The sequence below is a fragment of the Frigoribacterium sp. CF331 genome, from assembly GCF_057787905.1.
Genome location: NZ_CM173545.1, coordinates 300,589 through 321,202, shown reverse-complemented (window position 1 = coordinate 321,202; position 20,614 = coordinate 300,589). Strand labels below are relative to the sequence as shown.

Annotated in this window: 25 protein-coding genes; 22 read left to right on the top strand and 3 right to left on the bottom strand. The window is 70.2% G+C overall.

What is annotated here, in order from left to right; genetic code table 11:
• Positions 1–128: 128 nt before the first annotated feature.
• The 7 genes from AC3CCI_RS01480 (at position 129) to dapF (ending at position 6,326) form a co-directional block, all read left to right on the top strand.
• Positions 129–437, top strand: a complete 309-nt coding sequence (locus tag AC3CCI_RS01480; protein ID WP_043596680.1) for a helix-turn-helix domain-containing protein — start codon at positions 129–131, stop codon at positions 435–437.
• A gap of 70 nt (positions 438–507) precedes the next feature.
• Positions 508–732, top strand: a complete 225-nt coding sequence (locus AC3CCI_RS01475) for a DUF3046 domain-containing protein (RefSeq protein WP_354595569.1) — start codon at positions 508–510, stop codon at positions 730–732.
• A 293-nt stretch (positions 733–1,025) separates the two neighbouring features.
• Positions 1,026–2,087 (top strand): recombinase RecA, encoded by a 1,062-nt coding sequence (gene recA, locus AC3CCI_RS01470; RefSeq protein ID WP_354595568.1) that lies wholly within the window; start codon positions 1,026–1,028, stop codon positions 2,085–2,087.
• Positions 2,084–2,923 (top strand): regulatory protein RecX, encoded by an 840-nt coding sequence (locus AC3CCI_RS01465; protein WP_488627888.1) that lies wholly within the window; start codon positions 2,084–2,086, stop codon positions 2,921–2,923. Before recA ends, AC3CCI_RS01465 begins: the two co-directional genes overlap by 4 nt.
• 37 nt (positions 2,924–2,960) lie before the next feature.
• Entirely contained in the window at positions 2,961–4,538 is a 1,578-nt protein-coding gene (gene miaB, locus AC3CCI_RS01460) for a tRNA (N6-isopentenyl adenosine(37)-C2)-methylthiotransferase MiaB (protein ID WP_488627887.1), read from the top strand.
• A gap of 1 nt (position 4,539) precedes the next feature.
• The gene (miaA, locus tag AC3CCI_RS01455; RefSeq protein WP_488627886.1) at positions 4,540–5,451 is read left to right on the top strand and encodes a tRNA (adenosine(37)-N6)-dimethylallyltransferase MiaA; all 912 of its coding nucleotides are present in this window, start codon (positions 4,540–4,542) and stop codon (positions 5,449–5,451) included.
• Positions 5,448–6,326: a diaminopimelate epimerase gene (dapF, locus tag AC3CCI_RS01450; RefSeq protein ID WP_488627885.1), complete on the top strand. Its 879-nt coding sequence runs from the start codon at positions 5,448–5,450 to the stop codon at positions 6,324–6,326. Before miaA ends, dapF begins: the two co-directional genes overlap by 4 nt.
• A 45-nt stretch (positions 6,327–6,371) precedes the next feature.
• Here dapF and AC3CCI_RS01445 read toward each other — a convergent pair whose 3' ends face one another.
• The gene (locus tag AC3CCI_RS01445) at positions 6,372–6,992 is read right to left on the bottom strand and encodes a class I SAM-dependent methyltransferase (protein ID WP_488627884.1); all 621 of its coding nucleotides are present in this window, start codon (positions 6,990–6,992) and stop codon (positions 6,372–6,374) included.
• A gap of 76 nt (positions 6,993–7,068) precedes the next feature.
• Here AC3CCI_RS01445 and hflX point away from each other — a divergent pair, with 76 nt between their 5' ends.
• Positions 7,069–8,613, top strand: a complete 1,545-nt coding sequence (gene hflX, locus AC3CCI_RS01440; RefSeq protein ID WP_354595562.1) for a GTPase HflX — start codon at positions 7,069–7,071, stop codon at positions 8,611–8,613.
• A 97-nt stretch (positions 8,614–8,710) separates the two neighbouring features.
• On the opposite strand, the gene lexA is transcribed toward hflX, so the two are convergent.
• Positions 8,711–9,424, bottom strand: coding sequence for a transcriptional repressor LexA (gene lexA / locus AC3CCI_RS01435; RefSeq protein WP_488627883.1), 714 nt, complete (start codon positions 9,422–9,424; stop codon positions 8,711–8,713).
• Between the two features lie 273 nt (positions 9,425–9,697).
• On the opposite strand from lexA, the gene AC3CCI_RS01430 reads away from it, so the two are divergent.
• The 6 genes from AC3CCI_RS01430 (at position 9,698) to AC3CCI_RS01405 (ending at position 14,171) form a co-directional block, all read left to right on the top strand.
• Entirely contained in the window at positions 9,698–10,066 is a 369-nt protein-coding gene (locus AC3CCI_RS01430) for a hypothetical protein (protein ID WP_354595664.1), read from the top strand.
• A gap of 93 nt (positions 10,067–10,159) precedes the next feature.
• The gene (locus tag AC3CCI_RS01425) at positions 10,160–11,245 is read left to right on the top strand and encodes a histidinol-phosphate transaminase (RefSeq protein ID WP_488627882.1); all 1,086 of its coding nucleotides are present in this window, start codon (positions 10,160–10,162) and stop codon (positions 11,243–11,245) included.
• The gene (gene hisB / locus AC3CCI_RS01420; RefSeq protein ID WP_354595662.1) at positions 11,242–11,859 is read left to right on the top strand and encodes an imidazoleglycerol-phosphate dehydratase HisB; all 618 of its coding nucleotides are present in this window, start codon (positions 11,242–11,244) and stop codon (positions 11,857–11,859) included. The genes AC3CCI_RS01425 and hisB overlap by 4 nt, the downstream gene beginning before the upstream one ends.
• Positions 11,856–12,494 carry an imidazole glycerol phosphate synthase subunit HisH gene (gene hisH, locus AC3CCI_RS01415; protein ID WP_354595661.1) on the top strand — a complete coding sequence of 213 codons (639 nt, stop codon included), beginning with the start codon at positions 11,856–11,858 and terminating at the stop codon, positions 12,492–12,494. Before hisB ends, hisH begins: the two co-directional genes overlap by 4 nt.
• Positions 12,495–12,561: 67 nt before the next feature.
• Positions 12,562–13,308: a bifunctional 1-(5-phosphoribosyl)-5-((5-phosphoribosylamino)methylideneamino)imidazole-4-carboxamide isomerase/phosphoribosylanthranilate isomerase PriA gene (gene priA, locus AC3CCI_RS01410; RefSeq protein ID WP_488627881.1), complete on the top strand. Its 747-nt coding sequence runs from the start codon at positions 12,562–12,564 to the stop codon at positions 13,306–13,308.
• Entirely contained in the window at positions 13,308–14,171 is an 864-nt protein-coding gene (locus AC3CCI_RS01405) for an SseB family protein (RefSeq protein ID WP_488627880.1), read from the top strand. The genes priA and AC3CCI_RS01405 overlap by 1 nt, the downstream gene beginning before the upstream one ends.
• A 39-nt stretch (positions 14,172–14,210) precedes the next feature.
• On the opposite strand, the gene AC3CCI_RS01400 is transcribed toward AC3CCI_RS01405, so the two are convergent.
• Complete coding sequence (locus AC3CCI_RS01400; protein ID WP_354595668.1) at positions 14,211–14,543, bottom strand: DUF1844 domain-containing protein; 333 nt, start codon at positions 14,541–14,543, stop codon at positions 14,211–14,213.
• 397 nt (positions 14,544–14,940) lie between these two features.
• On the opposite strand from AC3CCI_RS01400, the gene infC reads away from it, so the two are divergent.
• The 8 genes from infC (at position 14,941) to AC3CCI_RS01360 (ending at position 20,607) form a co-directional block, all read left to right on the top strand.
• Positions 14,941–15,570, top strand: coding sequence for a translation initiation factor IF-3 (gene infC / locus AC3CCI_RS01395; protein ID WP_082486865.1), 630 nt, complete (start codon positions 14,941–14,943; stop codon positions 15,568–15,570).
• Positions 15,571–15,573: 3 nt separating this feature from the next.
• Positions 15,574–15,768, top strand: a complete 195-nt coding sequence (gene rpmI / locus AC3CCI_RS01390; RefSeq protein ID WP_043596704.1) for a 50S ribosomal protein L35 — start codon at positions 15,574–15,576, stop codon at positions 15,766–15,768.
• Positions 15,769–15,798: 30 nt separating this feature from the next.
• Positions 15,799–16,185 (top strand): 50S ribosomal protein L20, encoded by a 387-nt coding sequence (gene rplT, locus AC3CCI_RS01385; RefSeq protein ID WP_043596706.1) that lies wholly within the window; start codon positions 15,799–15,801, stop codon positions 16,183–16,185.
• Between the two features lie 122 nt (positions 16,186–16,307).
• Positions 16,308–17,108 carry a TrmH family RNA methyltransferase gene (locus tag AC3CCI_RS01380; RefSeq protein ID WP_488628644.1) on the top strand — a complete coding sequence of 267 codons (801 nt, stop codon included), beginning with the start codon at positions 16,308–16,310 and terminating at the stop codon, positions 17,106–17,108.
• A gap of 129 nt (positions 17,109–17,237) precedes the next feature.
• On the top strand, positions 17,238–17,975 hold the full coding sequence (locus tag AC3CCI_RS01375) for an amino acid ABC transporter ATP-binding protein (RefSeq protein ID WP_354595658.1): 738 nt from the start codon (positions 17,238–17,240) through the stop codon (positions 17,973–17,975).
• Between the two features lie 110 nt (positions 17,976–18,085).
• Entirely contained in the window at positions 18,086–18,949 is an 864-nt protein-coding gene (locus tag AC3CCI_RS01370; protein ID WP_354595657.1) for a glutamate ABC transporter substrate-binding protein, read from the top strand.
• A gap of 75 nt (positions 18,950–19,024) precedes the next feature.
• Positions 19,025–19,693, top strand: coding sequence for an amino acid ABC transporter permease (locus tag AC3CCI_RS01365; RefSeq protein ID WP_354595666.1), 669 nt, complete (start codon positions 19,025–19,027; stop codon positions 19,691–19,693).
• Positions 19,690–20,607, top strand: coding sequence for an amino acid ABC transporter permease (locus tag AC3CCI_RS01360; protein WP_354595656.1), 918 nt, complete (start codon positions 19,690–19,692; stop codon positions 20,605–20,607). The genes AC3CCI_RS01365 and AC3CCI_RS01360 overlap by 4 nt, the downstream gene beginning before the upstream one ends.
• Positions 20,608–20,614: the final 7 nt, after the last annotated feature.

Below are 20,614 nucleotides of genomic sequence, written 5' to 3'. Positions count from 1 at the left end.
CTCCCGAGTTCACAACAGGTGCACAGATCCTCATGGCTACAGTCGTGGTCAGTCGGTCAGAGCACCAATCCCGTCGTCCCCCACCTGAGACCATCCCGTCAGGTGGGTCGTTCCCGAAGGAGGGTCCCATGGTCCTGGTACGTCAAGAAATCGGCGACGTCCTCCGCGACTTCCGTCTGCAGAAGGGCCGCACCCTCCGCCAGGTCGCGAGCAAGGCGAGCGTCGCCCTCGGTTACCTCAGCGAGGTCGAGCGTGGTCAGAAAGAGGCGAGTTCCGAGATCCTCGCGTCGGTCGCCGACGCGCTCGAGACGCCCATCTCGGTGATCATGCGTGAGGTCGGTGACCGCATGGCCGTCATCGAGGGGCTGAACCCCATCCCCGACACGCTTCCCGACGACCTCGTCGCCGAGTTCGACTCGGATCTCGCGGTCCGCTGACCTGCTGACACGACGTCCGACGCCCCCGGCTCATGCCGGGGGCGTTCGACGTCGGGGGTAGTCTCGTCTGATGCGCAAGAGCGAGTTCGCCCGGGCCGTCGAGGACGAGTTCGGCGACGTCTACGGTCGTGTCCTCACGCGCGATCTCGTGATCCAGTCGTTGGGCGACCGGACGGCGGACGAAGCCATCGCGCAGGGGGAGTCGCCCCGGGACGTGTGGCTGGCCCTGTGCGAGGCCGAGGGCGTGCCGGTGCCCCGGCGCCACGGGGTCGGCCTGCCCGAGCCGAAGAACTGACCACGATCTCGTCGACCGTGTGTTCGACACGCCGAGGTCGATCGGTCGAACACGTGTTCGGGTGGGTGATAGCGTCCTCCACAGAGACGTAGACCGTCGAGTTCTGCACCTCGGGCCCTGCTCGCCATCGCGATGTCGGGGGTGGCCCGTAGCGTTCCTCGCATCGACGTCCCGCGTCACCGGCACAAGCCGGTGACACCAGCCTTGTCGCAACGACGACGACCTTGTACCACCGGTCGGCGGCGACGCGACAGCCTACAGGCGCACGGACGACCACCACGAAGGAGAACGACATGCCCTCAGCAGCAGACCGCGAGAAGGCCCTCGAGACGGCTCTCGCCCAGATCGACCGACAGTTCGGCAAGGGCGCCGTCATGCGCCTCGGCAGCGACGACCGTGCTCCCGTGGCGGTGATCCCCACCGGCTCGATCGCCCTCGACGTCGCCCTCGGCATCGGCGGCATCCCGCGCGGACGCATCGTCGAGATCTACGGCCCCGAGTCGTCCGGTAAGACGACCCTCACCTTGCACGCCATCGCCAACGCCCAGCGCAACGGTGGCATCGCCGCGTTCATCGACGCCGAGCACGCGCTCGACCCCGAGTACGCGAAGAAGCTCGGAGTCGACATCGACGCGTTGTTGGTGTCGCAGCCCGACACCGGTGAGCAGGCACTCGAGATCGCCGACATGCTCGTCCGCTCGGGGTCCATCGACCTCGTCGTCATCGACTCGGTCGCCGCCCTGGTGCCCCGTGCCGAGATCGAGGGCGAGATGGGTGATTCGCACGTGGGCCTGCAGGCGCGCCTCATGTCCCAGGCGCTCCGCAAACTCACCGGCGGGCTCAACCAGACCGGCACCACGATGATCTTCATCAACCAGTTGCGCGAGAAGATCGGTGTCTTCTTCGGCAGCCCCGAGACCACGGCCGGCGGAAAGGCGCTGAAGTTCTACGCGTCCGTCCGTCTCGACATCCGCCGCATCGAGACGCTGAAGGACGGGACCGACGCCGTGGGCAACCGCACTCGCGTCAAGGTCGTGAAGAACAAGATGGCGCCGCCGTTCAAGCAGGCCGAGTTCGACATCCTCTACGGAGTGGGCATCTCGCGTGAGGGCAGCCTCATCGACTTCGGCGTCGAACACGGCATCGTCCGCAAGTCCGGGGCGTGGTACACGTACGAGGGCGACCAGCTCGGTCAGGGCAAGGAGAACTCGCGCAACTTCCTCATCAAGAACGCGGCGATCGCGCAAGAGATCGAGCAGAAGATCCTCGCCAAGCTCGGCGTCGGCGGCGCGAAGCCCGTCGAGGCACCCGTCGAATCGATCGAGGCCAAGATCGCCGCCCGAAAGGGCGCATGACCTCGCGCGACGATGACGGCGGCGCGTCGTCGGGACCGTCCGATGACGGTGCCGCCACCGCCCGCCTCGCCCCGGTCACGCCCCTCTTCGGTGCGGCGACCGACGGGGCGCGATCGACGCCCGCCCTGGAGGCCCTCGACGGTGTCGACCACTCAGGTCGGTCCGCGTCCGACAAGGAGGCCGTCCTGACGGCCATCAGTGCCCACTGGGTGGGCGACGACGCTGCTGCGGCCGCCTCGGTGGCGGATCATCCGTCGGCCCGAGGGGCCCGGTCGGGGGCTGCCGGCCGTCCCAAGGCCACGGGCTTCGACGAGCAACCCGACGACGGGCCCGAAGACCTCGAGGCGCAGCGTCGTCGCGCCGAGAACGTCAGCCTGCACGCCCTGTCCCGTCGGGGGGTGTCGTCGCACGAGATGGAGAAGCTCCTCCGATCGCGCGATCTCGACGAGTCCGTGGTGTCCGACGAGATCGAGCGTCTCGAACGCGTCGGACTGCTCGACGACGCCGAGCTCGCCGCAACGCTGGTCCGGGCCAAGCAAGAACGGAAGGGGCTCGGTCGAGGGGCCGTGACGTCCGAGTTGAGGGCTCGGGGCATCGACCCGGCGGTCATCGACGAGGCACTGGCCGAGACCGACGACGACGAAGAACAACAGCGTGCCGACGAATGGGCGCGGAAGCGAGCCGGGTCGTTGCGTGGTCTCGACCGCGAGACGGCCGAGCGACGGCTCAACGGCTACCTGATGCGTCGGGGCTACCGCTCCGAGGTGGTACGCCGGGCGGTCGATAAGGCCCTTCCCCGCGGCGGGAGCGCCCGCGGCGGGGTCCGCTTCGAGTGACCGGCTCGGGGGTGGCGGCGATCTACACTGAGTCACCATGACGACGGTCGCCACCATCCCCACCGCCTCGCGCGTCGAGGGTCCGGCCCGCACCTACGAGGTCCGCACCTTCGGCTGTCAGATGAACGTCCACGACTCCGAGCGCCTGAGCGGCTCCCTCGAGGCGGCGGGTTACGTCCCGGCCGACGGGGGCGAGGCCGACATCGTCGTCATCAACACGTGTGCCGTCCGCGAGAACGCCGACAAGAAGCTCTACGGCACGTTGGGCACGCTCGCCGGGCAGAAGAAGAAGCACGGGGGCATGCAGATCGCCGTCGGTGGCTGTCTGGCGCAGAAAGACCGGGACGTCATCCTCGACAAGGCGCCGTGGGTCGACGTGGTCTTCGGCACCCACAACATGGGTGCGCTCCCCACGCTGCTCGAGCGGGCGCGCCACAACGACGAGGCGCAGCTCGAGATCCTCGAGTCGCTGGACGTGTTCCCCTCGACCCTGCCGACCAAACGGGACTCCACCCATAGCGGTTGGGTCTCGATCTCGGTGGGCTGCAACAACACCTGCACCTTCTGCATCGTGCCCTCGCTCCGGGGCAAGGAGAAAGACCGTCGCCCGGGTGACGTCCTGGCCGAGGTGACGTCACTCGTGGACGACGGAGCCGTCGAGGTGACCCTGCTGGGCCAGAACGTGAACTCCTACGGCGTCGAGTTCGGCGACCGCCTCGCCTTCGGCAAGCTGTTGCGAGCCGTCGGGGCGGTCCCGGGGCTCGAACGCGTCCGGTTCACGAGCCCCCATCCCGCGTCCTTCACCGACGACGTGATCGCCGCCATGGCCGAGACGCCCGCCGTCATGCCCCAGCTCCACATGCCCCTGCAGTCGGGTTCCGACCGGGTGCTGAAGGCCATGAGACGCAGCTACCGCAGCGAGAAGTTCCTGGGCATCATCGACCGCGTCCGAGCAGCCATGCCGGACGCCGCGATCAGCACCGACATCATCGTGGGCTTCCCCGGCGAGACCGAGGAGGACTTCGCCGAGACGCTCCGGGTGGTCGAACGCGCCAGGTTCGCGTCGGCCTTCACGTTCCAGTACTCGGTCCGCCCCGGCACGCCGGCCGGCGAGATGGCCGACCAGATCCCCAAGGCCGTCGTCCAGGAGCGGTTCGAGCGCCTCACGGCCCTCCAGGACCGCATCTCGGCCGAGGAGAACCGCCGCCAGGTCGGTCGCCGGGTCGAGGTCCTCGTGGCCGCCGACGGGGGCCGGAAGGACGGCGCCACCCACCGTCTCTCGGGGCGGGCGGAAGACAGCCGACTCGTCCACTTCGAGGTGCCCGCCGGGCGGGAGGTGCCCCGCCCCGGTGACGTCGTCAGCCTGCGGGTCACCGACGCCGCGTCGTTCTTCCTCCTGTCCGACGTCACCGGTGCTCCCGACCCGCTCTACGAGGTGCGTCGAACGAGGTCGGGCGACGCGTGGGATCGTGCGCAGGCCGCGTCGTGCGGGGTGCCGTCCACGGGTGACGCGACCGGCGCCTCCCCGGTTCGGCCTGCGAGGGTGAGTCTCGGCCTGCCGACGCTGAGGGTGGCGACCACGCCGATCTACAGCACGACCGACGACCTCCGCTGACGTGCTGGTCGCGATCGTCGGGGCGACCGGCACGGGAAAGTCCGCGTTCTCCCTCGAGCTCGCCGAGGCCCTGGCGGCCCGGGGGCAGCCGGTCGAGGTCGTCAACGCTGATGCCATGCAGCTGTACCGGGGCATGGACGTCGGCACCGCGAAACTGCCGGTCGCCGAACGCCGGGGCATCCCGCACCACTTGTTCGACGTGCTCGACGTCACGGACGAGGCGAGCGTCGAGTGGTACCAGCGCGAGGCCCGGGCGGCCGTCGACGACATCGTCGGGCGCGGGGCCGTCGCGGTGCTCGTGGGCGGCTCGGGGCTCTACGTCTCGAGCGTCCTCTTCGACTTCCGGTTCCCGGGCACCGACCCCGTCGTCCGGGCGCGGTACGAGGCGATCGCCGACGAGCGAGGGGCCGGCGCGCTGTACGACGTGTTGGCTGGGCGCGACCCGACGTCGGCGGCGTCGATCGGGCGGTTCAACGTGCGCCGACTCGTGCGCGCCCTCGAGGTCGCCGACCTCACGGGGCGCCCGCTCTCGGGCACGCTGCCCGAGTCGTCGGCACCTTGGCGACCGTCCACGGTGTTCGGCGTCGCCGAGGAGCGTCCCGTCCTGGTGCAGCGCCTCGACCGGCGGGTCGAGCGGATGTGGCAGGACGGCCTCGTCGACGAGGTGCGGGGGCTCCTGCCCCGAGGTCTCGAGCGTGGCGTCACGGCCGGTCGCGCGATCGGCTACGCCCAGGCCGCGGCTCAGATCAGGGGAGAGCTCACCGAGCCCGAGGCGATCGAGGCCACCGCGGCCCTCACGCGACGGTACGCCCGGCGACAGGCCAGTTGGTTCCGCCGGTACGACGGCGTCGAGTGGTCCCGTTCGGGCGACCCTCAGGCCGTCGAGCGGGCCGTGGCTAGACTCCTCGGGTGACGACCACGCTGCAGTTCACCAAGGGGCAGGGCACGGGCAACGACTTCGTCCTGTTCACCGATCCCGACGCGACCACCGACCTGACGCCCGCCACGATCCGTGCCCTGGCCGACCGTCGGTTCGGCGTGGGCGGCGACGGCGTCATCCGGGCCGTCCGCACGGCCGCCCTGGCGACCGAGGCGGGCCTGCTGGACGACGAGCCACGCGCCGAGTGGTTCATGGACTACCACAACGCCGACGGCAGTCCCGCCGAGATGTGCGGCAACGGCATCCGCGTGTTCGCGCGGTACCTGGTCGAGCGAGGGCTCGTCTCGATGGGCGACGACGACGTGCTGGTGGTCGGCACCCGGGCCGGTGCGCGCGAGGTGCGCCGCGACGGAACGGGGTTCCGCGTCGACCTGGGCCCGTGGCGTCTCGGCGACGACGACCCGGTGGTGCGGGCTCGGCAGCTGCACGCGGCGCGCCCCGGCCTGCCGATCTCGGTCGGCAATCCGCACGTGGTCGTGGCCCTGGCCGGTGACGACGAGCTCGACGGCCTGGACCTGACCTACGTGCCGATCATCGAGCCGGCTCCTGCCGACGGGGCGAACGTCGAGTTCGTCGTCCCGGCCGACCCGCTCGTCGTCGACGGTCTCGGGCGCATCCGCATGCGCGTGCACGAACGGGGCAGCGGCGAGACCCTCTCCTGTGGCACCGGCGCGGCCGCGGCCGCCCTGGCCACCCGGCACTGGGCGGGTGCCTCCGCCCCGGACGGCTGGCTGGTCGACGTCCCCGGCGGGGTCGTGGGCGTCTCGATCAGCCACCACGTCGACGGCGAGCACGTCTCGCTCAGCGGGCCGGCCGAACTGGTGTTCACGGGGGCGCTCGAGATCTGACGGTGGGCACCGTCGGCGCGCTCCGGTCGCACCCGGCGATCGGGGTCAGCGGGGGGAGGTGACCCGTCCGGCGCGCAGGACGCGGTACCCCTTGCTGGTGGAGGCGCGGGTCACCTCGACGACGTCCGGCATCGTCTCGGCGATCCAACGCTGCAACGAGTCCGCACCCAGGTTCTTCTGCACCACGAGCCAGGCGTCGGCACCGTCGTCGAGGCGGGGCAGCCACCGCTCCAGCAGTGAGTGCAGTTCGGCCTTGCCGACCCGGATGGGCGGGTTCGACCAGATGGTCGCGAAGCGCAGGTCGTCGGGAACATCGTCGGGGGTCACGGCGTTGACGTTCTGGAGGCCGACCGACCGCGCGTTCTCGCGCACGAGGTCGAGCACTCTCTCGTTCACGTCGACGGCCCAGACCGTCGCGTCGGGTGACGACAACGCGAGGCTCAGTGTGATGGGGCCCCACCCGCACCCGACGTCCAGCAGATGGCCCGTCTCCGGCGGCGTCGGCGTGCCCGCCAGCAGCACCGCGGTGCCCGGGTCGACGCGGCCGGGGCTGAAGACCCCGGCGGCGGTGGTCAACGTCAGTTCTCGTCCCGCCAGGACGACGTCGATCGTCCTGGGCTTGGCCGCGCTGCCGGGCTGGGGTGAGAAGTAGTGCTCGCTGGCCATGCTCGTCAACCTACCGAACATCGGCGGGGACGTCGTTCCCCGCTCCCCGCACACCGAAAGGGTTAGTATCACCCCGATGACAGACCACACCACGACACCGCTCGACCCCGAGCGGAACGACCAGCCCGACGACGTCGTCGCGCGCGTCCTCGATCGTGCGGCCCAGAGGGCCTCCGCCTACACGGTCTTCTCGCCCGCGCAGGCCATCCAGACGCGGTCCTTGCACGACGGAGGGTCGGACGGCGACCAGTCCGAGCGCGACGACCGGCAGGCCCTCCGCCGGGTCGCCGGCCTCTCGACCGAACTGCAGGACGTCACCGAGGTCGAGTACCGGCAGCTGCGTCTCGAGAACGTCGTGCTGATCGGCGTCTACTCGCAGGGGTCGCTCCAGGACGCCGAGAACTCGCTCCGAGAACTCGCCGCCCTGGCCGAGACCGCGGGTGCCGTCGTGCTCGACGGCCTCCTGCAGCGACGGCCGAACCCCGACCCGAGCACCTACCTCGGCAAGGGCAAGGCCGAAGAACTGCGTGGGACGGTCGCGGCCCTCGGTGCCGACACCGTCATCGCCGACACCGAACTGGCCCCCAGCCAGCGCCGTGCCCTCGAGGACGTCGTCAAGGTGAAGGTCATCGACCGCACGGCCGTCATCCTCGACATCTTCAGCCAGCACGCCAAGAGTCGTGAGGGCAAGGCGCAGGTCGAGCTGGCCCAGCTCGAGTACCTGCTGCCGCGCCTCCGCGGTTGGGGTGAGTCGATGTCGCGACAGGCCGGTGGTCAGGTAGGAGGCGCGGGTGCCGGAATGGGCAGCCGCGGCCCCGGTGAGACCAAGATCGAGCTCGATCGGCGTCGCATCCACACGCGCATGGCCCGGCTGCGTCGGCAGATCAAGGAGATGAAGCCCGCGCGGGACGCCAAGCGGGCGAACCGTGACCGCAACGAGGTGCCCACCGTCGCCATCGCGGGCTACACCAACGCGGGCAAGTCGAGTCTGCTGAACCGTCTCACCAGTGCCGGCGTGCTCGTCGAGAACGCGCTGTTCGCCACCCTCGACGCGACGGTCCGCAAGAGCTCGACGGCCGACGGCCGCCCGTTCACCTACGCCGACACGGTCGGGTTCGTCCGCAACCTGCCGCACCAACTGGTCGAGGCGTTCCGGTCGACACTCGAAGAGGTCGAAGCGTCCGACGTCATCGTGCACGTCGTCGACGGGTCGCACCCCGACCCGGCCGCCCAGCTCGCCACCGTGCGTGACGTCATCGCCGAGGTCGACGGTCGGGACATCGCCGAGATCGTCGTCTTCAACAAGAGCGACCTCGTCGACGCCGACCAGCGTCTCGTGCTGCTCGGCCTCGAACCGACCGCGGTCTTCGTCTCGGCGCGGACGGGCGAGGGCGTGGACGAACTCCTCGCACGCATCGCGTCGGTCCTGCCCGAGCCCGAGATCGAGCTCGACCTGCTGGTGCCCTACGACCGCGGCGACGTGGTGTCACACCTGCACGACTCGGGTCGTGTCGTCAGCACCGACTACGAAGAGGACGGCACGCGGGTGCACGCCCGGGTCTACCCGAGCGACGTCGCCGGGCTGACGGAGTACGTCGCCCCGGCCACGGCGGTCCGCTGACGCCCAGCGGCCACGCCCCACACGACGTCGCGCCGGTCACCCTCGAGGGTGACCGGCGCGACGTCGTGTCGGGCGCAGACGGGGTGCCCCGTCGGCACTAGACCGAGCGCAGCACGGCGACGACCTTGCCCACGATCTGGGCATGGTCGCCGACGATGGGTTCGAAGGCGCTGTTGCGGGGGAGCAGCCAGGTGTGGCCGTCTCGCTGACGGAACACCTTGACGGTCGCCTCGTCGTCGAGCATGGCGGCGACGATGTCGCCGTTCTCGGCGTCCTGCTGCTGGCGGACGACGACCCAGTCGCCGTCGCAGATGGCCGCGTCGATCATCGAGTCGCCGACCACGCGCAGCATGAACAGCTCGCCCTTGCCCACGAGCTGACGCGGCAGGGGCATGACGTCCTCGATCTGCTGCTCGGCCGTGATGGGGATGCCGGCCGCGATGCGCCCGACCATGGGCACGTGCGCGGTGTCTCCGTCGTCGCTCGTCGTGAAGACGGTGGCCGGGGCGGGGGTCGGCGCCACGTCGTCCACGAGCACCTCGAGCGCGCGCGGTCGGTTCGGGTCGCGCCGGATGCGTCCGGCCAGTTCGAGCTGGTTGAGCTGGTGCGTCACGCTCGAGAGCGACCTCAAGCCGACGGCGTCCCCGATCTCGCGCATGCTCGGCGGGTAACCGCGGTGACCGATGCTCTCGGTGATGGCCGCGAGGATCGTCGACTGCTTGGCCGTCAACTCCTTGCGGGGGAGGAGACCGGATTCAGCCCGACGGGTCGCGTCGGGGGCCGCCTGCGGGGTGCGCTTCGGGTCGCTCATGGGTCTCCTGCCGTCGATGTCGGTGGTCCCTGTTTGACTCCTACCACCGATCGAAACCGTATCCGATCGGGCGGTGTCGACAAAACACATGTTCGAGTGTGTCGCGTCTTTCCCTCCCGATCGAGCCCGAGTACCGGGTCCAGATCCCGTCCCAGGGGTTGATCGCCGTCGAAATCGAATGTATGTTCGGAACACGTCTTCGTGTCCGGCATTCCCGGCCGAGTGCCGGGCACGAACTCGTCCCCTGTCTTCCCACGCTGAAAGGACCACCTCATGAGCGTCACCTCATCTCCCGCAGTTGTGTCCCCCGCCGACTCTCCCCGGGTCGTACGGTCGCGCCTCCGCATCACGCGGCGCGGTCGCGCGGTCGTCGCGGCGCTCGTGGCGGTCCCGGCGGTCGTCGTCGCCGGCGCGCTGGTGATCAACGGCGGCGGGGCGGTCGCGTCCGACACGACCGGCTCCTCCGACTTCCAGCACGTCACGGTCGACGGCGGTGAGACCCTGTGGCAGGTCGCCTCCGAGATCGCCCCGAGCTCGGACCCCCGCGACGTCATCGCCGACCTCGTCTCGCTCAACAACCTGCCCAGCGCCGAGGTCTCCGCCGGGCAGAGCCTCGCGGTGCCGACGCAGTACACCCGCTGACCCCGAGGTCCGGGCGGCAGGCCGTCGCCGCGACCGTGTGTTCCCCCGACCCGGGCGGGCTGGCACCGGACCGACCGCCCGTACGATGGTGGGGTGTCCTTCAGTCTCGACGACCTGCCCATCCGTGACGACCTGCGTGGTCTGACGCCCTACGGCGCCCCGCAGAAGAAGGTCCCGGTCGCCCTCAACGTCAACGAGAACACGCATCCCATCCCCGAGGACGTCGCCCGAGACATCGTCGAAGCGATGGCCCGAGCGGTGCTCGACGTGAACCGCTACCCCGACCGCGAGTTCACCACCCTGCGCGATTCCCTCGCCACGTACCTGGGGCACGGCTTGACCCGGGACAACATCTGGGCCGCGAACGGGTCGAACGAGGTCATCCAGCAGCTGCTCCAGGCCTTCGGCGGTCCGGGTCGCTCGGTGCTGGGCTTCCCGCCGACCTACTCCATGCACTCGATCATCACCGCGGGCACGGGCAGCCGGTGGGTCGAGGGTCGTCGAGACGAGGGCTTCGGCATCTCGCCCGAGACGGCCGTCGCCGAGATCGAGCGGACCCAGCCCGACATCGTCTTCTTCTGCGGTCCCAACAACCCCACCGGGACTCCGCTCGACCTGGCGACCATCGAGGCCGCCTACGAGGCCACCGACGGCATCGTCTTCGTGGACGAGGCCTACGCCGAGTTCATGCCGACCGGCCAGCCGACGGCCCTGACCCTCCTCGAGGGGCGTGAGCGACTCGTCGTCTCACGGACGATGAGCAAGGCCTTCGCCTTCGCCGGCGCCCGGGTGGGCTACCTGGCCGCGCACCCGGCGGTGACGGACGCGCTCCGTCTCGTGCGCCTCCCGTACCACCTGTCGTCCTTGACCCAGGCGGCGGCCGTGGCGGCTCTCTCGCACGCGTCCGAGATGCTGGCCATGGTGGACGACATCAAGACGCAGCGCGACCGCATCGTCGACGTGCTGACCGAGCTCGGCTACGAGCCGTGGCCGACCTGGTCGAACTTCGTCCTCTTCGGCGGGGTCGACGATCCGGCCGACGTGTTCGAGCGTCTGCTCGAGCGGGGCATCATCGTCCGAGACCTGGGCATCCCGAACCACCTGCGGGTCAGCGCGGGCACCGAGGCCGAGACCACGGCGTTCCTCGAGGCGCTCCGCGACATTAGGCTCTCTTCGTGACCGAGACGACCCGCGCCGCCCGTACCGCCTCCCTCTCGCGCGAGACGAGCGAGTCGAGCATCACGCTCGCCCTCGACCTCGACGGCTCGGGCCGGTCGACGATCGACTCCTCGGTGCCGTTCTTCGACCACCTCCTGACGGCCCTGTCGAAGCACTCGCTGATCGACCTCGACGTCTCGGCCCGGGGCGACACACACATCGACGTGCACCACACGGTCGAGGACATCGGCATCACGTTCGGCACGGCGCTGAAGCAGGCGCTCGGCGACAAGTCCGGCATCTCACGGTACGGCGACGCGCTCGTCCCGCTCGACGAGGCGCTCGTGCAAGCGGTGGTCGACGTGTCGGGTCGGCCGTACCTCGTCCACGCCGGAGAGCCCGAGGGGTTCGAGTACCACCTCATCGGCGGCCACTTCACCGGTTCGATGGTCCGGCACGTGTTCGAGGCCATCACCTTCCACGCCGGCATCACGGTGCACGTCCGCGTGCTGGGGGGTCGCGACCCGCACCACATCGCCGAGGCCGAGTTCAAGGCGTTCGCCCGGGCACTCCGTCAGGCCGTCCAGCCCGATCCGCGCGTCAGCGGCATCCCGTCGACGAAGGGCGCCCTGTGACGGCGGCTCGTCCGTCGGTCGTCGTCCTCGACTACGGCAGCGGCAACGTCCACTCGGCCGTGAAGGCGCTCGAACTGGCGGGTGCCGACGTGCTGCTGACGGCCGACCGTGCTCGGGTGCAGGCGGCGGACGGGTTGTTCGTGCCCGGTGTCGGGGCGTTCTCGGCGGTCATGAGCCAGCTCGAGTCCGTCAGCGGCGGAGACCTGATCGATCGTCGGCTCGCCGGCGGTCGCCCGGTGATGGGCATCTGCGTCGGCATGCAGGTCTTCTTCGAAGGCGGTGTCGAGCGGGGCAACACGACGGGCGGCCTGGGCGCCTGGCCCGGCGTCGTCGACGAGCTCAAGGCCGACGTCCTGCCGCACATGGGCTGGAACACCGTGGACGTGCCCGAGGGCAGCGTGCTGTTCGACGGCGTCGCCGACGAGCGCTTCTACTTCGTCCACTCCTTCGCGGCACAGGAGTGGTCGCTCGACGTGATCCGACCCTTCACCGAGCCGCACGTGACGTGGGCCGACCACGGCGGACGCTTCGTCGCCGCCGTCGAGAACGGCCCGTTGTGGGCCACGCAGTTCCACCCCGAGAAGTCGGGGCAGCCGGGCATCCGGCTGCTCTCGAACTGGCTCGGCACCCTCTGACCCCGACGCGACCCACCCGATCGCGCCTCCTGACCCTGCGGTGCCCCGGCCCCGTGAGAGAGACGACATGAGCGAGTTCTGCACGACCCCCGCCCTGACCCTGTTCCCCGCCGTCGACGTGGCGGGCGGGCAGGCCGTCCGCCTCACCCAGGGCGAGGCCGGCAGCGAGACGAGCTACGGCGACCCCGTCTCGGCCGCCGACGACTGGGCGAGCCAGGGCGCCGAATGGTTGCACCTGGTCGACCTCGACGCCGCCTTCGGGCGCGGGGACAACCGTGCCGTCATCAAGAAGGTCATCAAGCAGGTGAAGGGCGTCAACGTCGAGCTCAGCGGCGGCATCCGCGACGACAAGTCGCTCGAGGACGCGCTGAGCACCGGCGTCAAGCGCATCAACCTCGGCACAGCGGCCCTCGAGAACCCCGAGTGGGCCGCCCACGTCATCGCCGAGTACGGCGAGGCGGTGGCGGTCGGCCTCGACGTCCGCGGCACGACCCTCGCGGCGCGTGGCTGGACGGAAGAGGGCGGCGACCTCTGGACCGTGCTGGCCCGCCTCGAGGAGGCCGGCTGCGCACGCTACGTCGTCACGGACGTCGCCAAGGACGGCACGCTGCAGGGGCCGAACGTCGACCTGCTGCGTCAGGTGATGGACCGCACCGACCGTCCGGTCATCGCGTCCGGCGGCATCTCGAGCCTCGACGACCTCGTCGCCCTGCGTGAGCTCGTGCCCCAGGGCCTCGAGGGCGCGATCGTGGGCAAGGCGCTCTACTCGGGTGCCTTCACGCTCGCCGCGGCCCTCGACGTCGCCTCGAACTGATGACCGCTGCTCCGGAGGACCGGGGGAACGCGCGACACGGGTCGACGGCCGGCGACGGTGCGGCCCGCGACGGTGCGCCCGGCGTCCCTGAGCACGGCGACGCCGGGCGCGGCGCCGACAGTGCCGGGCGTCCCTGGGCGGGGCGCACGTTCGAGCACCACGACACGGCGCACGCGGGCGACGACGGATCGGCCGACCCGCGCCTCCTGGACGCCCTCCTCGGTTTCCGCGAGGGGCGGCTCGGCGAGGCCGACGTCGTCGACGCCCTCCGCCCGGCCCGTCTGCTCGTGCCATTGGTCGCCGTGGCCGGTGACGAGGGGTTCGACGACCACGGGCGCCGCGTCGACAAGACGCAGGAGCTGTCGATCGTGACGGTCTCCGGCCCGGACGGCCGCGACGTGCTGCCCGCCTTCACCTCGGTCGAGACCCTGACCCGCTGGCGTGCAGCCGCACGTCCCGTGCCGGTGGACGCCCGGCGCGTGGCGCTGGCGGCCGCCTCCGAGTCGACCGACCGGATCGTGCTCGACCCTGGGTCGATCACCGAGTTCGGGCTGCGACGCCCGGCCGTCTGGGCGGTCGCGCAAGACCTGCCGTGGGCGCCGAGCCACCACGACGAACGCGTCCTCGGCGCGTTCCTCGACGCGTCGCGCGGCGAGGAGGCGCTGGTCAGCCTGGTGGTCGCGCCCGGTTACCGGGACGCCCGCCTCGGCGCCCCCGAGATCGTGGTGCAGCTGGGGGTCGTCCCGGGGCTCGACCGTGACGCCCTCGCCGCGATGCTCGGGCGCCTGCAGGCCGCGTGGGCCGCCGACCCGGTGATCGTCGACCGGGTCGACAGCATGTCGGTCAAGGTGGTCGCGGGCTGAGGCCGCCGGGCCCCGGAGGGCGTGCGTCGGTGGGTCCGGTCAGTTGACCGGGCCGGTGTACTTCTCGCCGGGCCCCTGGCCGACGGCGTCGGGGATCGCCGAGGCCTCGCGGAAAGCGAGCTGCAACGAACGGAGCCCGTCGCGCAGTGCGCGGGCGTGCTGGTCGCCGATCTCGGGTGCGCTTGCCGTGACGAGGCCCGCGAGCGAGGTGATGAGCTTGCGCGCCTCGTCGAGGTCGGTCTGGGCCTGCGGGTCGTCCGCGAGGCCGACCTTGACGGCGGCGGCGCTCATCAGGTGGACGCAGACCGTGTTGATGACCTCGACGGCGTTCACGTCCGCGATGTCGCGGGCGGCGTCCTCGCCGAACCGCAGGTCGTCCTCGAACCGGGACGAACCGGGGGCCGCCTCGGGGGTCGTCTGCGACCCGGCGTCGCCGAAGCGGGCGTCGGGTGTGGGTGCGTCGTCGGGGGAGTGGCTCACGAACTGATCCTCTGCTAAACTCGTCCAGGCTCGGAGCGTCTGCTCCGTGCGAAAGTGGAGATTCTCCCACCCGCGCTTGACCGTTACACAAGGTTACCGGGTTGTTGGCACCCCGTTCGATCAGCACCATCGCCCTTCCTGCTCCTCGTCAGAGGCAGTGGGTGGGCACCGGTCGAGCAGCCAGGGTGCAGTGCGATGCGTCCCTGGTGACGACCGCACGAACCTCCTCTTTCTCTGGCCAGGCCGTCCGGCCCCGCCAGGTGCAGAAGAAACGACAGAGGAGTTCCGCATCAGCGATCCCCGTACGAACGACCGCATCCGCGTCCCCGAGGTCCGCCTCGTCGGGCCCGGCGGAGAACAGGTCGGTGTCGTCCCCATCGCCATGGCCCTGCGTCTCGCCGCAGAGGCCGAGCTCGACCTGGTCGAGGTGGCCCCCAACTCGAAGCCTCCCGTGGCCAAGATCATGGATCACGGAAAGTTCAAGTACGAGGCCGCGCAGAAGGCGAAGGAAGCGCGTCGCAACCAGGCGAACACGATCCTCAAAGAGGTCCGTTTCCGTCTGAAGATCGACAAGCACGACTACGAGACCAAGCGCAAGCGCGCCGAGGGCTTCCTCCAGGGCGGCGACAAGGTCAAGGCCATGATCCTGTTCCGTGGCCGCGAGCAGTCGCGTCCCGACCAGGGCGTCCGCCTGTTGCAGCGCTTCGCCGAAGACGTCGCCGAGTTCGGCAGCGTCGAGTCGACCCCGACCATCGACGGCCGCAACATGGTCATGGTGATCGGTCCGCACAAGAACAAGTCCGAGGCGAAGGCCGAGGCCGAGGCTCGCAAGGCGGCCAACAAGGCGCCGAAGCACCCGACGTCCGACGAGGTCCCGGCCGACGCACCGGCCGACCGACCGACAGAAGAAAGCAAGTAAGACATGCCCAAGCAGAAGACCCACTCCGGCGCCAAGAAGCGCTTCAAGGTCACCGGTTCCGGCAAGATCATGAAGCAGCAGGCCGGCATGCGCCACAACCTCGAGGTGAAGAGCGCCAAGCGCAAGGCCCGCCTGAACCAGGACCAGGTGCTCGCGCCCGCTGACGCCAAGGTCGCCAAGAAGCTTCTCGGTCACTGACCGCAGACACGAACGTAGAGGAACAAGAAAATGGCAAGAGTCAAGAGAGCGGTCAACGCCGCCAAGAAGCGTCGCGTCATCCTCGAGCGCGCCGAGGGTTACCGCGGCCAGCGTTCGCGCCTGTACCGCAAGGCCAAAGAGCAGGTCACCCACTCGCTCGTCTACTCGTACCGTGACCGCCGTGCTCGCAAGGGCGAGTTCCGTCGTCTGTGGATCCAGCGCATCAACGCCGCGTCGCGTGCGAACGGCCTGACCTACAACCGCCTGATCCAGGGTCTGTCCCTGGCCGGCGTCGAGGTCGACCGTCGCATCCTCGCCGAGCTGGCCGTCAACGAGCCCGCCACGTTCGCGTCGCTCGTCGCCACCGCGAAGGCCGCGCTGCCCGCCGACACCTCGGCCCCCAAGGTCGCCGCGTAGTCGCACCCGCACCACACCTCGAGGCCCGACGGCCGTCACCGCTCCGGTGTCGCCGTCGGGCTTCGTGCGTCCCCACGCCTCCCGGCCGCGTGCGGCATCATGGACGGGTGCCCCACGACTCCCTGCTCGACAACCCCCGTTCGCCTCGAGTCCGGGCGGTGGCCAAGCTCTCGAAGCGCGACGCCCGCACCGAGACCCGCACCTTCCTGCTCGAGGGGCCGCAGTCGGTCGGTGAGGCCTTCGCCTTCCGCCCCGAGCTGATCGTCGAGCTGTTCGGCACCCCGACCGCCCTCGAGCGGTACCCCGCCGTCGCATCCGCCGCCGAGGCCGAGGGCATCGACGTGCAGTTCGTCACCGAGCCGGTGCTCGAGGCCATGGCCGACACCGTGACGCCCCAGGGCATCGTCGCCGTCTGCCGGCAGTTCCCCACGTCCGTCAAGGACGTCTTCGCCGCGGACCCGAGGCTCGTCGTCATCCTCGAGGAGGTCCGCGACCCGGGCAACGCGGGCACCATCATCCGGGCCGCCGACGCCGCCGGTGCCGACGCCGTCATCATGACCGGCCGCAGCGTCGACCTGTACAACCCCAAGGTCGTCCGGTCCACGACGGGCTCGCTGTTCCACGTGCCGGTCGCCGTGGGCGTCGAGCTGCCGGCGATCGTCGACCGGTGCCGCGAGGTCGGCCTGCAGGTCCTCGCCGCCGACGTCAAGGGCGACGACCTGCTCGCCGCCCGCGTCGCGGGCGTCCTCGCGGCGCCGACGGCGTGGCTGTTCGGCAACGAGGCCAGGGGCCTCACCGACGTCGACCTCGGGCGCGCCGACCGCGCCCTGGTGGTGCCCGTCTACGGTCACGCCGAATCGATGAACCTCGCCACGGCGGCCTCGGTGTGCCTCTACGAGAGCGCTTTCGCCCACCGCAGCTAGCGCCTCCTCGGTCCCCGGGAGGCGCGGGTCGGGTCGGACGGGGACGTCACGACCGAACACGTCGTTTCGTTTTCATTAAGAATCGACTGTGAATTTGACCCCGACCTGGGGGTCTGTTTGTGTGGGCGCATGGAACCCCTCGTCGTGGTCGACCACGTCAACAAGCACTTCGGTGACCTGCACGTCCTGAAAGACATCACCACGACGGTGGGCCGGGGCGAGGTGGTCGTGGTCATCGGGCCGAGCGGCTCGGGCAAGTCGACCCTCTGCCGGGCCATCAACCGCCTCGAGACCATCGACGACGGCGTCATCACCATCGACGGGACGCGTCTGCCCGAAGAGGGTGCCGGCCTGGCGCGGCTCCGCGCCGACGTGGGCATGGTGTTCCAGAGCTTCAACCTCTTCTCGCACAAGACCGTCCTCGAGAACGTCATGCTGGGCCAGCTCAAGGTGCGCAAGCGGAGCAAGGCCGAGGCCCGAGAGCGTGCGATGCAGTTGCTCGAGCGGGTCGGCGTGGCGAACCAGGCCGACAAGATGCCGTCTCAGCTCTCGGGTGGTCAGCAGCAGCGCGTGGCGATCGCCCGTGCCCTCGCGATGGACCCCAAGGTGATGTTGCTCGACGAGCCGACGAGCGCACTCGACCCCGAGATGATCACCGAGGTCCTCGACGTCATGGTGCAGCTCGCGAAGGACGGCATGACGATGATCGTCGTCACCCACGAGATGGGCTTCGCCCGCAAGGCCGCCGACCGCGTCGTCTTCATGGCGGACGGCCAGATCGTCGAAGAGGCCACGCCCGAGGAGTTCTTCACCGCTCCCCGGTCGACCCGCGCACAGGACTTCCTGGCGAAGATCCTCACGCACTGAGCCGGGCCGCGGACGCCGTCGCGTCCGCCGTCCGCCACCGGCGCCCGACGCGCCGGCCCCCGACACCCGATCGCCGTCCGGCGTCCGGGCCACCCAGCAAGGAGATCAGAATGCGACTCAGCAAGGGATTCGTCGCCGTAGCCGCAGCAGCCGCCGTGGTCCTCGGCCTCTCGGCCTGCACCGACTCGTCGGCCCCGGCCGTCGACGTCGAGACGCCGGCCGACTTCGCCGAAGGCAGCACCATGGCCCGGCTCGCCGACGCCGGTGAGATCACCATCGGCACCAAGTTCGACCAGCCCCTCTTCGGCCTCGCGAACCCGGACGGCGTGCCCGAGGGCTTCGACGCCGAGATCGGCAAGCTCGTCGCGGCGAAGCTGGGCATCCAGCCCGAGAACATCACGTGGACCGAGACGGTGTCGGCGAACCGCGAACCGTTCATCCAGAACGGCCAGGTCGACCTCGTCATCGCGACCTACACGATCAACGACGATCGCAAGAAGGTCGTGTCGTTCGCCGGCCCGTACTACACGGCGGGTCAAGACCTGCTCGTGCTCGACGGCAACCCCGAGGGCATCGAGTCCGCGGACGACCTCGCAGGCAAGAAGGTCTGCACGGTCAGCGGTTCGACCAGCGAGAAGAACGTCGCGGCCTACACCACCGACATCCTCGCGACCGACACGTACTCCAACTGCCTCGAGCCCCTCCGCACCGGTGCGGTCTCGGCGGTGACGACCGACAACGTCATCCTGGCCGGCCTCGCCGACCAGAACGAGGGCGAGTTCGAGGTCGTCGGCGAGCCCTTCACCGAGGAGCCCTACGGCATCGGCCTGGCGCTCGACGACACCGACTTCCGCATGTTCGTCAACGACACGCTGCAGGAGGCCGAGGACGACGGCACCTGGGACGAGCTGTGGGAGAAGACCGCGGGCAAGGTGCTCGACACCCCGACGCCGCCCACGATCGACCGCTACTGACACCGCGCGGGCACCCGGGGCGTCCTGCCCCGGGTGCCCGTGTCCTGCCCCGACCGAAGGACCCCGTTGAACCCCTTGGACGTCATCCCCGGCTTCGACGCCGTGACCGACAACTGGCCCCGTTTCTGGGGCGGCTTCGTCACGACGCTGCAGCTGCTCGTTCTGTCGGGCCTCGGCGCCCTCGTGATCGGCTTCGTCGTGGCCGCGCTGCGCATCTCGCCCGTGGCCTCGTTCCGCACCTTCGCGACGGTCTACACCGAGGCGCTCCGCAACGTCCCGCTGACGCTCGTGCTCTTCTTCTGCGCCTTCGTCCTGCCCTACCTCGGCGTCGACTTCGGCACGTACTTCCCGCTGGCCGTGCTCGGGTTGACGGCCTACACCTCGCCGTTCGTGGCCGAGGCGATCCGCTCGGGGATCAACGGCGTGCCCGTGGGTCAGGCGGAGGCCGCACGCAGCATCGGGCTGGGCTTCGGTCAGACCCTCGGCCACGTCGTGCTGCCGCAGGCCATGCGCATGGTCGTCCCACCCCTCATCAACGTCTTCATCGCCCTGACCAAGAACACCTCCGTCGCGGGCGGCTTCTTCGTCGGCGAACTCTTCGCCGCCGGCCGGTACATCGCCAACGACCGCGGTGACGCCGTCATCACGACGCTGCTCGCCGTGGCGTTCTTCTACCTGCTCGTCACCATCACGCTCGGCCGCCTGGCCGCCGTGGTCGAGAAGAAGGTCGCAGTCCTCCGATGAGCACCTCCGTCCTCTACGACGCCCCCGGCCCCAAGGCCCGCCGCACGTCGCGCATCATCTCGGTGGTCGGCGTCGTGCTCGTGCTGGCGCTCGTCGCCTACCTGGCGTACCTCCTCGGGCGCCCCCGCATCAGCGCGAACGGCGCGGAGACACCCGGCGTCTTCGACTCGTCCCGGTGGGACATCCTGCAGGACCTCGCCCTGTGGCGTGCCATCGGCCGCGGGTGGCTCGGCACCGTCCAGGCCGCCGCCCTCGCGTCGGTCCTCGCCGTCGTCATCGGCATCCTGTTCTCGTTCCTCCGCACGGCCCGCTCGGCACTCGTCCGCGTGCCGACGACGATCGTCCTCGAGTTCTTCCGGGGCATGCCCGTGCTGCTGATGATGCTGTTCATCCTGTTGGTCTTCTCGACCGGGGCGTTCTGGGCCGTCGTGGCCGCGCTGGCGATCTACAACGGTGCCCTGATCGGCGAGGCCCTGCGGGCGGGCATCGCCTCGCTGCCGAAGGGGCAGCGTGAGGCGGGACTGGCCATCGGGCTCACGCCGATCCGCACGAGGTTCGCGATCGAGTTCCCCCAGGCCTTCCGCCAGATGCTGCCGATCATCCTCGCCCAGCTCGTCGTCCTGCTCAAGGACACCTCGCTCGGCTACATCGTGGGCTACCTCGAACTCACCCGGGTCGGCCTCAACCAGCTGGGGTCGTACTACGGCAGCCGGTACACCTTCACCCTCTTCGCCGTCGTGCTCGTCGTCTACCTCGCGACGAACCTCCTGCTCTCGTGGGTCGTCCGCATCGTCGACCGGCGCACGGGCCGTCGCGCCGTCGTCGCGAAGCGTCCGGGCGCACCGAAGGACCCCGGCATGTCCGCCCGCGGTGGCCGCTTCGAGTCCGACCACGTGTCGGGCCGCGCGACCTGACGAGGCC